The sequence below is a fragment of the Synechococcales cyanobacterium CNB genome (assembly GCA_030263455.1).
Lineage (GTDB): Bacteria > Planctomycetota > Phycisphaerae > Phycisphaerales > UBA1924 > CAADGN01.
The window spans coordinates 285,478-300,232 of record SZOZ01000002.1; the positions used below are offsets into that span (position 1 = coordinate 285,478).

At 65.2% G+C, this 14,755-nt stretch carries 10 protein-coding genes; 5 read left to right on the forward strand and 5 right to left on the reverse strand.

The annotated features are described in order from the left end of the window. Window positions 1-2 precede the first annotated feature (2 nt). Entirely contained in the window at window positions 3-371 is a 369-nt protein-coding gene (locus FBT69_02860) for a helix-turn-helix domain-containing protein (protein MDL1903736.1), read from the reverse strand. 89 nt (window positions 372-460) lie between these two features. On the opposite strand from FBT69_02860, the gene FBT69_02865 reads away from it, so the two are divergent. Together FBT69_02865 and FBT69_02870 are read left to right on the forward strand one after the other, a co-directional pair. After that, window positions 461-2,389 (forward strand): site-specific DNA-methyltransferase, encoded by a 1,929-nt coding sequence (locus tag FBT69_02865; protein ID MDL1903737.1) that lies wholly within the window; start codon window positions 461-463, stop codon window positions 2,387-2,389. Between the two features lie 3 nt (window positions 2,390-2,392). Further along, complete coding sequence (locus tag FBT69_02870; GenBank protein ID MDL1903738.1) at window positions 2,393-5,869, forward strand: restriction endonuclease subunit R; 3,477 nt, start codon at window positions 2,393-2,395, stop codon at window positions 5,867-5,869. Here FBT69_02870 and FBT69_02875 read toward each other — a convergent pair. The 4 genes from FBT69_02875 to FBT69_02890 form a co-directional block, all read right to left on the reverse strand. Next, window positions 5,861-6,496 carry a hypothetical protein gene (locus FBT69_02875; GenBank protein ID MDL1903739.1) on the reverse strand — a complete coding sequence of 212 codons (636 nt, stop codon included), beginning with the start codon at window positions 6,494-6,496 and terminating at the stop codon, window positions 5,861-5,863. The two genes, FBT69_02870 and FBT69_02875, sit on opposite strands and share 9 nt — an antisense overlap. A gap of 108 nt (window positions 6,497-6,604) precedes the next feature. Beyond that, complete coding sequence (locus tag FBT69_02880; GenBank protein MDL1903740.1) at window positions 6,605-6,859, reverse strand: hypothetical protein; 255 nt, start codon at window positions 6,857-6,859, stop codon at window positions 6,605-6,607. A 69-nt stretch (window positions 6,860-6,928) separates the two neighbouring features. Next, window positions 6,929-7,246 (reverse strand): hypothetical protein, encoded by a 318-nt coding sequence (locus FBT69_02885; protein MDL1903741.1) that lies wholly within the window; start codon window positions 7,244-7,246, stop codon window positions 6,929-6,931. A gap of 12 nt (window positions 7,247-7,258) precedes the next feature. Beyond that, window positions 7,259-7,615 (reverse strand): hypothetical protein, encoded by a 357-nt coding sequence (locus FBT69_02890; protein ID MDL1903742.1) that lies wholly within the window; start codon window positions 7,613-7,615, stop codon window positions 7,259-7,261. A 728-nt stretch (window positions 7,616-8,343) separates the two neighbouring features. Between FBT69_02890 and FBT69_02895 the strand changes: the two genes are divergently transcribed. The 3 genes from FBT69_02895 to FBT69_02905 all read left to right on the forward strand — a co-directional run bounded on the left by FBT69_02895 (window position 8,344) and on the right by FBT69_02905 (window position 14,743). After that, the gene (locus FBT69_02895) at window positions 8,344-8,589 is read left to right on the forward strand and encodes a hypothetical protein (protein MDL1903743.1); all 246 of its coding nucleotides are present in this window, start codon (window positions 8,344-8,346) and stop codon (window positions 8,587-8,589) included. A 262-nt stretch (window positions 8,590-8,851) separates the two neighbouring features. Further along, entirely contained in the window at window positions 8,852-14,143 is a 5,292-nt protein-coding gene (locus FBT69_02900) for a glycosyltransferase (GenBank protein MDL1903744.1), read from the forward strand. A gap of 36 nt (window positions 14,144-14,179) precedes the next feature. Further along, window positions 14,180-14,743 (forward strand): histidine phosphatase family protein, encoded by a 564-nt coding sequence (locus tag FBT69_02905; protein MDL1903745.1) that lies wholly within the window; start codon window positions 14,180-14,182, stop codon window positions 14,741-14,743. The last annotated feature ends 12 nt before the right edge of the window (window positions 14,744-14,755 follow it).

Sequence of the window (14,755 nt, forward strand, 5' to 3'; positions counted from 1 at the left end):
GTTCAAGCCGCACCCCCTTCCGAGCCGTGCCCGTCGCGGATGGCGGCCAGCACCGCCTCACGGTCAAACCGAAGGGTCTTCTGGCCCACCCGCAGGCATGGGATGCGCCACGACCGTACCCAGCCGCGGATCGTGTCGGCGGTCACGCCCAGCACGGCCGCCAGTTCGCGGGTCGTGACCAGCGGGTGGCGGGCGGCCGCGCCGTGCAGCCGGGCGGGGAACCAGATACCGTACTCCCATGCCCACGCCGAGTTCCCGCAAGCGCCTGTCCAGCCGTAGCAAGGCCCAGGCCCGCCGCAGCCCCGTGCCGCCCGCGTCCACTGATGCTCAGGCGGGTCCGGGATCGCCCGCGGGCGGGAGCGCCGGGGCATCGGCCGGCCCGGCGGGAGCGGGGGTGGGGGGGGTGGGGGGGGTGGCCCAGGTCCGCTGGGGCCCCGACAACCCCCACCCGCTCAGCACCATGAAGACCGAACTGGTGTGGGAGGGCAAGTACGACGAGTGGGGGAACCGGCGGACGGTGGACGCCGCGTCTCTGGCCATGCCCATGCAGAAGATCGAGACCATCGACCAGCCGCGCAGCGAGGCCATCGCCTCGGGCAAGTTCGCGCTCTTCGAGAAGCAGTCCAAACGCGCCGACGACTTCCGCAATAGGCTCATCTGGGGCGACAACAAACTCGTGATGGCCAGTTTGCTGGCGGAGTTCAAGGGCAAGGTCGACCTCATCTACATCGACCCGCCGTTTGACGTGGGGGCGGACTTCTCTTTGCCAGTCCCAATTGGAGAAGAAGACGACGAGTTTGTGCACAAGGACGCCTCAGCACTTGAAATGGTGGCATATCGCGACACCTGGGGGCGAGGTCCGGACTCCTATCTCTCAATGTTGTCGACGAGATTGGAGTTCTGCCATAATCTGCTTGCCGATACCGGGTCTATTTGCGTGCATTGTGATTGGAGGCTCAACAGCCCGATCCGCATGACGTTGGAAGAGATATTTGGCGCCGACTCTTTCATCAACGAGATAGTTTGGCGGTATGGCAAGATGAGCAATGCGACGCAGAGATTCCCACGAAATCACGACACTATTCTCGCATTTGGTAAGACTTGCGGCTACAGATTCTCGCCTATCAAGACTGCGCCAAGCGAGTACAGGGCAAGGTATGAGAGGATTCTCAAGGAGAACAAGGTGTACTACGGGTCGGTTCGATCTAGCACTGACCGACTAGTTCTTGGCCGTATCAAGAAAGTAGCCAAGGACCTGGGTCGTGACTTGGTAGACGACGACGTGTTGTTCGACTTTGATGCCGAGTTCAAGACTCAGGATGACGTGTTCTACGACATCTCGATCGTAAAGGGCAACGCTGGAGAGCAACTCGATTACCCAACGCAAAAGCCCGAGGCACTGATTAAGCGACTCTTGGAGGCGTTCTGTCCAAAAGACGGTCTAGTTGCCGACTTCTTCTGCGGTTCGGGGACGACTGGCGCGGTGGCGGAGAAACTCGGCCGCCGCTGGATCATGTGCGACCTGGGCCGCTTCGCCATCCACACGACGCGCAAGCGCATGATCGAGGTGCAGCGGCAGTTGCACGCGGAGGGCAAGCCGTACCGGGCCTTCGACCTCTACAACCTCGGGCGCTACGAGCGGCAGTGGTGGCAGCAGGAGGCGCTCAAGGGGGCGGACGAGGAGCATCGGCGGGTGGTGCTGGAGTTCTTCCGGGCGGAGATGCTGGAAGCGGGCAAGGCCAGCCACCCCTTGATTCACGGGCGCAAGGGGCGGGCGCTGTGCCATGTCAATGGGATCGACGGGATCTTCACGGCGGCGGAGGCGCGGGAGGTGGCCAAGGCCGCGGCGGCCATGGGGGCCAAGGAACTCTGCTGCCTGGCGTGGGACTTCGAGATGAACATCCACCAGCGCCTGGAGGCGATCCGGGCGGAGATGGGGATCGACATCCGCATCTACAGGATCCCGCGCGAGATCATGGAGAAGAACCGCAAGGGCCCCCCGCCGTGGCTGGAGGTGGCGGTGCTGGAGGCCGAGCCGGTGTATCGCGCGCCGGCGGAGAAGGGCGGGCCGGCGCCGGTGGACATCAGGTTGACGCGGTTTCTGCCGAGCCTCGCGGAGGTGCCGACGAAGGAACTGGAGGCGATCCGGGAGCGGGCGATCAGGAGCGGGTTCGACTTCATCGACTTCTGGGCGGTGGACTTCGAGTGGCGGGAAGACAAGCCGTTCAATCATCACTGGCAGGACTACCGCACGCGGAAGGACCGGAGTTTGAAGACGGTGAGCGACGCGGGGCACGTGTACGCGAAGAAGGGGGAGTACACGGCGTGCGTGAAGGTGGTGGACGTGTTCGGGTGCGATACGAGCATCACGGTGAAGGTGAGGGTGTGAGCCATGGCCAAGACCCCGACGCCAGCCGCGGATGCCCGTGAGGAGGCCCCCTTGAACCTGGATGCTGTGTCGCCGCTGTACGCGCCGTGGGAGGAGCCGACGGCGCACCGGGGGCGGGCGGAGGGTCCGGGGAAGCCCGCGCCGGTGATCGCTCGGCGTAGGCCGAGCAAGTTGCCGGTGGTGAACACGCTGCGCGACCTGGTGCGCGAATGGCGCGAGTGCGGCTACCCGGGCGCGAGCACAACCACGCGGACACTGCTGCACTACTGGTTCGAGCGTTCACACCGCGTGCCCGGGCCGGACGGGGATGTGGACTTCCGGTACTACTACTGCCAGCGTGAGGCGGTGGAGACGTTGATCTATCTGAAGGAGGTTCGGCGGACGGACCGCGTGAGCCAGATTCTCGCGGAGTACGGCGGGCCGCTGCTCCAGACGGCGGCGCTGGGCGTCCCTGACGGCGAGGACGCGTGGGGGCGGGCGGCGTTCAAGATGGCCACCGGCAGCGGCAAGACCAAGGCCATGGCGCTGTGCATCGCGTGGTCGTACTTCCACGCGCTGTTCGAGAGCGATTCGCCGATGGCGAAGCACTTCGTGCTGATCGCCCCGGGGCTGACGGTGTACGAGCGGCTCAAGGACGACTTCGGGGGCGGGCGGATCTTCGACCCGCCGCCGCGGGGCGACCCGATCGTGCCGCCGGAGTGGCGCGGGGACTGGAACATCTCGGTGGTGGAGCAGGACGCGGCGGGCGGCGCGGCCACGGGGGGGGTGATCTACCTGACGAACATCCATCGGCTGTACGACCCGTCGAAGCGACGCGGGAAGAAGGAGGCCGAGTACCACGAGTTCATGGGGCCGAGTGTGAGCAAGGCGAGCGCCCTGGACGTGGGGGCGGCGCTGCGCGATCGCATCACGGCGCACAAGGCGATCATGGTGCTCAACGACGAGGCGCACCACGTCTGGGATCCGGACTCGGCGTGGAACGAGGCCATCGAGGCCCTGCACCGCGGGTGCCAGAGCCGCGGCGGGGCGGGGATCGTGCAACAACTGGATTTCTCGGCGACGCCCAAGGACAACGAGGGCAACCTGTTCAGGCATTGCGTCTGCGATACGCCGCTGGGCGAAGCGGTGGACGGCGGAATCGTGAAGTTCCCGATCATCGGCAAGGCGAGCAAACTCGCCGAGGGGCCGCATAAGGACGCGGGGTACAAGTACGACATGCACCTGCGGCTGGGGTACAACCGCTGGAAGGCGGCGCAGGAGGAGTGGAGCAAGGTCGGCAGGAAGGCCCTGATGTTCGTCATGTGCGAGAGCACGGACGCTGCGGACCAGATCACGCGGCGGTTGAACGATGACCCCGAGAACTTCCCGCTGCTCAAGGGACGGACGATCAACCTGCACACGAACCTGAAGGGCAGGATCGTGATGCGCGGAAGCGGCGAGAACCGCCAGCCGGTCTTTGAAGAGAAGGAGAGCGAGATCAGCGAGGAGGACCTCAAGGCGCTGCGGAAACTGAGCCGCGAACTGGACAGCGGCGAGAGTCCGTACCTGTGCATCGTGTCGGTCATGATGCTTCGCGAGGGGTGGGACGTGAGGAACGTCACGACCATCGTGCCGTTGCGGAAGTACAGCGCCGAGTCGGGAATCCTGGCGGAGCAGACGCTGGGCCGCGGCCTGCGCCGCATGACCGGGCCGGGCACGCCCGGCGGAACGATCGAGGCGGTGACGGTCATCGACCACCCGGCGTTCGCCGAGTTGTACCGCGAGGAACTCGAGCAGGAGGGTGTGATCCCCGAGATCGTCGACGCGGAGAAGCCGCAGAAGACGACCGTGGACATCTTCGTAGACCCGAAGAAGGACGCGGCGGCGCTGGACATCGTGGTGCCGCAGTTGTCGGCGGGGTTCTCGCGCAAGCCCGTGCTTGAGCCGCCGACGATGAGCGACGTGAAGGCGGCGTTCGGCCGGCTCCAGAAACTGCCGATCGACAGCAAGACCGACCGGGTGGTGGACTTCGAGGGGCGGTCGCTGACGACCGGGGAGATACTGACCCGCCTGCGGATCGACCTGCCGCAGATGGCGACCGGGGCCTATGCGATCACCTACTACGTGGGGCTGATCGAGGCGGAGTGCAAGGTGCAGGGTCTGTTCAAGATCCTCGGGAGCCTGATTCAGTCGTTTATTGAGGAAGTGCTCTTTGAGCAGCCGGTGAGCCTGTACGACGATCGCATCGCATCGCGGCTCGCGGACCCTGACGTCGTGACGCACGTGCTGCACGTGTTCGTGCCGATGGTGCGCGAGCGGACGATTCAGGTCGAGCGGCGTGCGCCGGAACTTCCGCCGATGTCGCTGAAGGACTGGAAGCCGTACAAGGCGTCGCACAGCGAGCGGAACCCGTGCCGCTCGGCGCAGAAGACGATGTTCAACCTCGTGCCGTGCCGGGGCGGACTGGAGGCGGCGATCGTGCCGTTCCTGGACCTTGCCGACAATGGTGTCGTTGCCTTCGCAAAGAACGCAGGCCCGCAGGCGCTGCGGATCGACTATGTGCGGGCGAACGGGCAGTTGAGCACGTACGCGCCCGACTTCTTCGTGAGAGGTGCCGACGGCACGTACTGGCTTGTCGAGACCAAGGGCCGAGAGGACGCAGACGTTCCGCGCAAGGCCAAGTCCGCCATCGCGTGGTGCGAGGAGGCAAGCAAGGCCGGGGTGAAGTGGTCGTACTTGTTCGTCCCTCAGAACGCTGTGGAGGCGATGAGTGGGGGGCGGTTGGACGACCTGGTCCGTGCGTGCGCACCGGCGCTCCAGACGCTTGTCCAGGAGCGCGAGATTCTGGAGCAGGCACCGCTCTTCGCCGAGGCGGTAACCAAGGAGGCCCGGGCAGCGCTCCCGCCGTTCATCGATCAGGCGACGATGGACGCCCTGCCGGAGCAGGCCCGCAAGGCTGCGGAAGAGGCCATCCTCATGTTCGAGTTCCTGAGCAAGCGCGAGGGATCGAACCTCGCCCCGGCTTTCACGTCGCTTCTGGGGCAGTTGGATAGCGCGGCCAAGGCCATGGTGTTGCACCGCCTTGGGCCATTCGTACCCGGGATGCCCTCGGAGCAGCGGGCGTGGTTCGAGCCGTATATCTCGGGAGCGACTGCCAAACCGGTCGAAGCCTACAAGCGACTCGCACAGAACATCCGGAAGACGATCCTGTACAGCAGCGGGCTGATGCCGCTGGGCATGCTGCGTGACTGTCTGGACTTTGCCTTGAACGACAACACGAGGATCACGGGCGTATTTGAAGCGATCAGGCAGGCCTTCAGGTTCACAGGCAGCCGCAAGGTTCTTGAAGAAGTCAACGCCATTTACGACTTCCGCAATCAGCACGTGGCCCATCAGGAGGTAGCGTTGACGGAAGTCAGGCCAGCAGCGGCCGCGCTGGGACGTTGGATTCGTGCACTTGCTCTGCTGCTGAAGAAGATGCAGGCTGGTCCGTCAGAGTGAACGACCGCTTTTGTTTCCCTTCGTTCCGTAGCCCGCCACGAACACCCCTCGCTCGTGCTTCTTGAACCGGGCGGCGGTGCCCTTGGCGGCGATCTCGCGGATGATGGCGGCGTACAGCGTGGCCTCGGGCGTCTTGCCGCTGGGGCTCTTCCACAGACCCTTCGCTTCCATCGCGGCGATCATCTCCTTGGCCCGCATCGGCACCTCGCTCGCGGCGAGCACCTGGGCCGCGGCGTCGAGGGCGCTGACGCGCTCGGGCTTCTTCTCGCGCGGGGACATCGAGGGCTTGGGCTTCGCCTGCTTGGCGGCCTTCCGCTCCGCAGCGGGCTTGGTCTTCTTCGCCGCGGCGCTCGGCGACGTGGCGTCGGGCTTGCGCTTGGGGATGCGCTTGCCGCCGGGGCCGACGGCCCGCTTCATCGCGGGGCTGGTGTCCGGGGCGGGGTTGAGGACCGCCGGGCCGAAGACCGCGACGGCGGCCCGCTCGGCGAGGCGGTCGGCCTCCTCGCGCGTCGGCGGGGTCTTGTCGTCGGGCGTTGCGGTTGTCTTCGCGGCCTTGCGGGCCTTCCACGCGTCGCTCATCTCGCGCTGGACCTTGCCCATGTTCTTGATCGTGCCTTTGCGTGCCATGTCGGACTCCTTCTTCTTGGTGCGATTGCCCGCCGCACGCTGCGGCGGGTCGTGGGGGGAAGCGGGGTCGTCGCGGTCTCCCGCGACGCCGCGCGGCGCGGCCGGGGGTCACTCGGCGTCGCGCAGAAACTCCTCGATGCGTTCACGCTCCATCCCGCTGAGAAACCCGACCAGGTCGATGAGGTCGCTACGGACTTTTCCGAGGTTGCCGGGAAGGCCCCAGTTGCGCGGGTCGGCCTTGGCACGCTCGTCGTGCTTGTCGAGTTCCATCTCCAGCACGTCGAGCAGGCGGGCGATGTCGCTGCGGCGTGCGGCGTAGGTCTCTGCGGCGGTGGGTTCGGTCTTGTTGGTGCGCTTCGTCATGGTCGTGCTCCTTGGGGTTCGGGGTGCTGGTGGTCTCCGGTAAACACCGAAGCCCGCTCGTCGCGGGCTTCAGGTCGTCGAGTCGGTTGTGAGTTCAGGGTTTCGCGGCCCCGCCGGGGCCTCGCGTCCCGCCCCCCCACGCGCTTCGCGGGCCGCGTCGGCTCGTCCCTGGCGGTAGCCCGCGTGCAGGCCCTCGCGGTAGCCGCTCTCGAAGGCGTGGCGGACCAGGTCGCGGATGGACCAGACCGGGATCTCGTGGATGTCGAGGCTGTCGCGCTTGCGCGTCTCCAGCGTCTCGAGCAGCAGTTCGACCTTGGCCCACTCCATCTCGGCGGCGAGGGACTTCCGCTTGGTGATCGCGTCGATGTTCGTGCGCTTGGTGCTCATGGCGACGTCCTTTCAGCGGCTGGTGGGGGTCGTGGGGGTGGTGGTGATCGAGGCGAGGAGGGCGGCGACGGCGTGGGCGATGTTCAGCACCGCCGCGGTGGTGCGGACCTCGTCCGGCGTGCCGAGGCGGAAGGACGCGCCCGAGACGGTGACCTCCCACACCGACCCGTAGGCGACGTGGGCGTTGATGCTGATCGGGCTGCCGCCGGGCGTGGGCAGGTCGATGCTGACGTCGGGGTTCGCCGTGCCCCCCACGCCGCTGTGCGCCACCTTGGCGAAGCCGAAGGGCGTGGTGTTGGCGAGCGCCCGCAGGGCGGGCATCATCGCGTCGAGGTCGGCCTGGGTCGGGATGGTGTTCTTCGTGCTCATCGCTGCGTTCTCCTTCGCGGGGTTCGTGGTTGTTTGCCCCGCGTTGTGACACATGAAGCCGTGACATCGCGCCAGCAGCAAGGCGATTCGGCGAGGATTCGCCGAGAATCTACCCGTTGTGGGCAAACGGCAGGAGAAACTGGGCGGGGACTTGGCCCGCATGCCCCTTGCGGGCAGTAGCGAGGGGTCGGAGTCTTGTCCGTAGTCCGGTGGGGGGCGTGCGACCGAAGCACGGGGCCTGCTCTTCACAGGCAGAGGGAGATAATTTCGTTCGGGTGTTGCCGAACAGGCCTGGGCGACAGGGGTTACGGAATACGTCCGCGTCATGGAACCCGGCATGGGTTCGCGCATATAAACGGATGCTTCGTTCGTCCCTGCCCGGGGACGCAGGCGAGTAAGCCAGTCGTGTGGGGATGCGATGAACGCCCCACTTCACTGGCCCCGGGGTTGATCCCCCGCCCGTCGCGTCTTCTATCCGGTGGTGGGATGTGGTCACAGCCCCGGCGGCACCGACTCAAATCCGGGCCGCCACGACCATACGGAGTCGGCGTGTCGCCGTACTCCCGAGCTCGGCCCCGAAAGGGTGATCCGGCATCGCGGCAGGGCAAACCGTGGAAAGGACAAGTTGGTCGGGCAGGCGCGGCGATGCCGCGCGAGCGTTGTCATGCGGTCAGGCTGCGGGGTCACACGATGTTCCGGTCGTACTCAGCGGGCATGCCCAGGCGCGAATGGCGCAGCGAGGCATCAGCGCCTGGGTCTTGCGGATGGTCTTGGAGTTCGGCGAGTGGCTCGACGCCGGCGAGGGCTGCCACGTGCTGTACCTCGGCCGACGAGCCCTGCGTTGGGCACGAGCGGCGCTCGGCAAGCACGCGGAGATCGTCGCCAACGTTGCGGTGATTCTCGCCGACGACGGGAAGGTGGTCACGGCGTATCGAACGACCCGGCCGCTGCGACACTGGCGCGGCGATCGTTGAGGTTGCAACTGAGGTTCATTGACGCGTTCATGGCTGGTTTCCTAGGATCGTCCGCTGACCGTGACTCCCTGTTTGCCGGATGGCAGCGTGAGGCGAGGTTCGGATCTCGAATCGATGAGCGACGAGATCTCTCCTGCGGCCGAGCTCGAGCGAGCTGCACGCGACTACTCCGACGATCGAGGGATGTGCCCAACGGGCATAGCCGCGCGTTCCTGCGTGGCGACGCCAGCGGATTCCCACCTCGCTCATCGGAGGTATCCCGATGGACACACGTCCACAATCCGTAAGCGGCCACGCTGTCGTTGCGCTCATCGCCACCCGTGACAGGTTTGACCTGCTCCGTGAACGGGCGCTCCCGTCCATCCTCGCCCAGACACGAGTGCCCGACCGGCTCGTGATCGTTGCGGATAGGACCAAGGAGGAACTGCCAGATCCGGACCTGGCGGAACTGGCACGGCAGCTTCAGGCACAGTGCGGCAATCGGATTCGCGTGACCGTGATGCGCAACCGGCGCACTCGGGCGCGAGCCGCCGGCGCATGGAACACCGGGATCGACCAGTTGCACCGCGACGTGGACATCGCGCGGTACGCTGACCTCTGGTTCGTCGCCGTACTCGACGACGACGACGCGTGGGCCACGGACCACATCGCGGCGTGCCTTGACGCCGCAATCTCGCGTGATCTGAACATGGTCGTCTCGGGCCTGATACGTCACGAAGCGCCAGACGATCCCGGGCATCGGCACTCGATTCCTGAATCACTCGATGCATGCGAGCAGTTCATCCGAGGCCAGCACATCCAGGGCTCGAACCTGTTCGTGCGGCTTGACCTGCTGCTGCACGCAGGTTGCTTCGATGAGCACCTGCCGAGCTGCACCGATCGCGACCTGTGCATCAGGCTGGCCGACCTCCCGGCGCTGCGATTCGGCGCAACGTCGATGCACACCGTCCATCACTACGCGGACCCTCGAGAAGATCGCCTGTCCGCGCCCGCATCCCCGGCGAAGCTCGACGGCCTCACGCGGTTTTGGCGGAAACATTCACCCCGGTTTGATGAAGCCGCACGAGAGGTTGCGGCCAAGCGGGCTTTCGAACTATTCGGCTGGCGGCCGCCTGAGCCCGAGGCATTCCGGCCTGTCGAACTCGCGCCGCTGCAACGCTCGACGAAGTCAATGGAGTTTGTCGTTGGCCTCGTGACCGATGCTGCTCCCAAGCAGCATGTGGAGGGACTGCTCTCCGATCTTGTCCGACTGAAGGCGCGGCCCGATGTGTCCGGAGTCACGGCAGTTGTCGTCGAGAACGGCCCAATCCCCAAGGACGGGACGCGACCCCTGCATGAACTCGTTCGTCGCTTTCAGGCGGAGGGGTTGGCCATCGACCTCATCACGATCGAGCGTCAGCGTGAAGACTGGGAGCAGGGTGTTCTGGTCGATACGCCCAATCCCCACGACCAGCGTCTCCCGATTGCTGTGTCGCGCACGGTGCTCAACACGTACGTGGGTCGGATCGCGGCGGGGCACCCGGGGGCCGCGGCGTGGATTCTGGACGATGACAAGCGGCTCTCGATTCGCGTGGATGTTGGCGGCAAGACGATCGAGCGGGAGACGCCGGACATTGCGTCGCTGATCCAACTCCGGGAACAGGGCGTGGACGTGGTCATCGGTCCGGACACCGGCGCAGCGCCGCTCCCCTTCTCAGCCACTCTGCGGATGCAGTTGGTTGATCTCGACCGATACCTGAGTGAGTTGGAGCGATCAACGCCCGACGCACTCTGGATCGACAGGACGGCTGAAGAGGTTACGACCCGTTCGTTGATGCCGGACGCCTACTACGACCTGTCTCGGCACACCGAGCACCTTGAAACGCCGTTCTCACTCCAGCCGCCGAGCGATGGTGCGACGCACGCGGATGCGCTGCGCGTGATCGCTGACCGCGTGCATCGGCTGCTCGCGGGTGAGCCGGTGTTCCGTCCGCTGGTTCTGGAAGCGGCATCCTTGGCGAAGGACGCCGAGCCATCCGTGCAGCGTGGTGGCTCGACGATCTTTTTCACTCCGGAGCATCTTCTCGCATACCCCCAGAACATTGCCCGCATCGGCAACCAGTACGTCAGGCGGTCGGACATGCTTACGGCCATGCTCATGCGTGACCAGATGGGGCTGAGGCTCGTGATGCACGCCGCCGCGGGCGTGCGCCACGACCGTTCGTTCACTACGCCGAACCGGCTCGACGAAGACACCCTGCTTCAAGACATCCTCGGATATGCGTTATTCCGGGCGGCGAGCGAACTGATGGAGGCGAGGCCGCAGGAACGTCGGTGCGACCCGCTCCTGGCATGGTCACCCGAGGAACTTAGACAAGCTACCCGACTGGTCCGCAAGTACATGGACGAGCGGCTGGCGGCGTTCACACTCAGCGGATGGCGGGTGTTCGGGCTGGCGGACAGTATCCGACGCCGAGCGCGGCGCATGATCGATGGTTCCTCGCCGTGGTCGCACGACGATACACGGCAGGCATTGGCGACAATCGCCGCGGAGATGGACAGGATCTGCAGCCTTGTAAGGCCCACCATCATCGCGCAGATCGCGGAGAAAGTGCGGAAGGCCGGACTGGAAAAGCACGTCCGCGACTCCTTCGCCTCGATGGACGGCCTGATCAGCGAGTACCGCGCGACGCGGAGCACGCCTTCTTCATCCGACAGGGCGGTCGCCGAAGCGCGTGCTTGCCGTGCAAGGGCGCTGCTGAAGCGTGCCTTTGGCGTGAAGGACCTCCGGTTGCTGGGGGCCGGCGGCGAAGGGATTGTCCTCACCGATGAGCGTCGGGTGTTCAAGGTCTTCGATCTACTCAAACGACGCCCGAACCACGACACGTTGGCCACTCTCCGGTCTCTCGCCGCCCGCATGGACGAGCCCAGGCATCTCTACCCACTCGTCCGGGTTGAGGTGCGAGATGAGACACTTCTCGTGGTGTACCCGTTTGAGGAATCGACGCCCTACAACGGCGGGTACGGCGCGGATCTGCTCGCACTCCTCAGAGAATGCAAGTCGTACGGCATCTCGTTCAGGAACATGCATCCCAGGAACCTGCGGGTGACCGCGATGGGGTTGAAACTCATCGACTACGGCTCGGATATTCGCCCGTACACCGACGACGGCTACCGGGCGATGGCAGAGCGTGCGTGGCTGACCTGGCGATGGCCTCACCGTCCGGACCTCGACGAGATCATGCGCCGCGCCATCACGGACAAGACCATGCCTGAACTCGACGGCTTCGAGCGGTTCTGGCAGGCACTGAACGAGCATCGCCCCTCCGCGACCCGCATGGTGTCAGCCATTGTTGATCCGCTCATCCTCGAGTCAGGCGCCACGAGCGTGCTCGATTATGGCTGTGGCAAGAAAGCCAGGAGTGCCCGCCACCTCGCCGAGGCCGGACTGACGGTTGTCGGCTACGACCCGGGGCGTGGGATCGAGGAGTCGTGGCGCCGATTCGACCCGCTGCCGTCGACGCTGGCCCTGACGACGAATCGTGAGGTAGCGCTGGCCGCCGGGCCGTTCGATGCCGTGATCTCGTCGCTGGTGCTCTGCGAACTCGGTGACGGTCCTGAGTATGAGCAGGCCTTGGCGGACATCGCGAAGGCGGTTCGCCCGGACGGTCTCGTGGTTGTGACCGTGTGCCACCCTCACGCGACCTTCGGCCTTCCGACGCCGCTGCACCGCCGACGGGATCTCCCGTCGAACGTGACCTACGACGATACGTTCTGGTACGTGGAGAACGCGGAAACGGGCAACGGACGAAGGGAGTATCACCGACCGCTCTCGCGCATCGAGCGTGATCTGCTCCGCCACGGACTTCATGTCGAGCGACGGATCTCCAGCGAGACCGTGGACACACAGCGATTCGAGCCGGCGTCGGACTTCCTGACATTGGTGTGCCGGCGTAGCCCAGCGGCTCACAGTGCTCCACCGATCTCCCTCCTTATCAAGACCTGCGCGATGGAGGCGGCCACGATCGATCGCCAGGTTCGTCACCTGGTCACGCAGTTGGAAGGTCCGTGGGTGTTCTGCGAGCGGGTGCTCGTGATCGACTCTCGTTCCGATGGGTTCGTGAGGCAGCACGCACCCGCAGACATGAACGGCATCGTGCGTGAGGCCGAGCGGCTGCGTTCGATTGGACTGCTCGACCGGGTGCTGATTGGTCCGGGCCCCGGACAAGACGCCCGGCGCGTGTTGGGCGCGTGGTTTGGGATCGACAGCGAGCACACCCACAGCGCAGCGGGCGCACCACTCGTCGCGCCGCTCTGGGCGTTGGAGCATTGCAAAGGCGATTACGTCCTCCAGGTTGACTCCGACATTCTGGTTCGGCGCGCCACCCACACGGACGACTATCTCGGCGAAATGATCGTGGCAATCGATCGGCTCAATCATGCCGTGACCGCGTCTATGAGTGTGTGCCACACGGAGGCGCGTCCGTTTACCCCGGACGACAACGGCACGCCGTGGCGTATCGAAGCACGGGCATGCCTCTTTCACAAGCAGCGCCTTCTTCAAGCCCGGCCGTTCTCGAATACGACCGTCGATGGTGTACCGACTCTGTCGTGGCATCGATCCATGGACAAGGCTGCTCAGGAGGGGAGGCTCGCGTCCCTTCGAGGGGCTACGCCGGACACTGGGTTTATCCATCCACCAAACGAGTTCAAGCGATCTGTGAGCGATTGGATGCTGATGCTCGACTTGGTCGAGAAGTACTTCTGTCCACAGGCTCAGATGGGCAAGGTTGATCTCGTTGGCGGCCCGCTGGAGTGGGTGCCGCGGAACCGGCGCGAGCCTTTCGTGTTTGTGATCACAGGCCGCAACGTCCCGTCGGGCCGTATCGCGAGATGCTTGGCTTCTCTCGCGGCGCAGCGACGAGATGACTGGGGAGTCGTCGTCGTCGATGACGGCTCAGAGCCCCTGTCCCGAGAGCATCTCCGACTCGCGCTGGAGCCGTGGAAGGATCGATGCACGCTGATCCAGCCCCGCGATCGGCGAGGGCAGATGGCGAACCTGACGCTAGCCATCCGGCACGTCTGCACGAACCCGAACAGTGTCATCGTCACGCTGGACCTGGACGACGCGCTGATTGGCCCGGAAGTACTGAACCGGGTTGGTGAGGAGTACGCACGCGGCAGCGAGGTCACGATCGGCTCGATGCTTCGGACTGACAAGCACGTCGAGTACGCTGTGAATCTCGACTCGCCGCGGACAGCGCGGGGCGGCAACGTCTGGCAGCACCTACGGTCGTTCCGCAAACATCTGTTCGATGCCATCCCGGATCACGATCTCCGTGTCAATGATCAGTACGTTGATATCGCCGTCGACTGGGCGTTCATGCTGCCCATCGTGGAGATGGCTCAGCGGAAGTCGTGGATTCGTGAGCCGATCTATCTCTATGAGCCATCCGGGCTCGGCAAGGGCGAGGATCGTGCGAGGCGAGAATCGCAGATCGCCGCGATTGTCGCCAAACCGCCTCGGCCGAGGACGCGATGGAACCTGCACAATGCGCTGGTGCAGGCGGACTAGGTCACGGAATCTGTATGGGGCGAGCAGGGCGGACTCCTGTTCATCAGACATGGTGAGAGGCCCTCGTTCGCCGGGTTGAGCGCCGAGCAGAAGGATGCTGTTCACCTGACCGAGAACGGCCGCGCAGAGGCCGAGTCCCTTGGCCGAAGACTGGGTACCGGTGTCGCGGTCATGTCCAGCCCCGTCTTGCGGGCTGTGCGGACCGCGGCGGCCGTTGCTCGCGGTGCCGGGATCAATGAACAATCGCTGACACGGCTCGACTCTCTGGTCGATTTCCGCATCGCCGATCTGGATACCTATGAACTCGTGAAATCCCGATTGGGCTGGTCAGGTCTGATGAGGGCATGGATGGACGGCTCTTTGATGCCGGAAATCCTCGCGCCGTGCGACCATGTAGTTCGGCGTGCCATCCGAGACGTTGCCTTGGCCGCAGAGAGAGCAAACACCCGCCGGGCTGTGGCGGTGACGCACGACTTCGTCATCATGGCATTCCTGGCAACGCTCCGGGGAGTCCGCACAACGGCCGTGCCTTACCTCGCGGGGGTGTTCGTGGAATATGACGAGATCGCGTCGTGGAGTCGCGGGGAGGTACTCGCATGAGTACTACCCCGA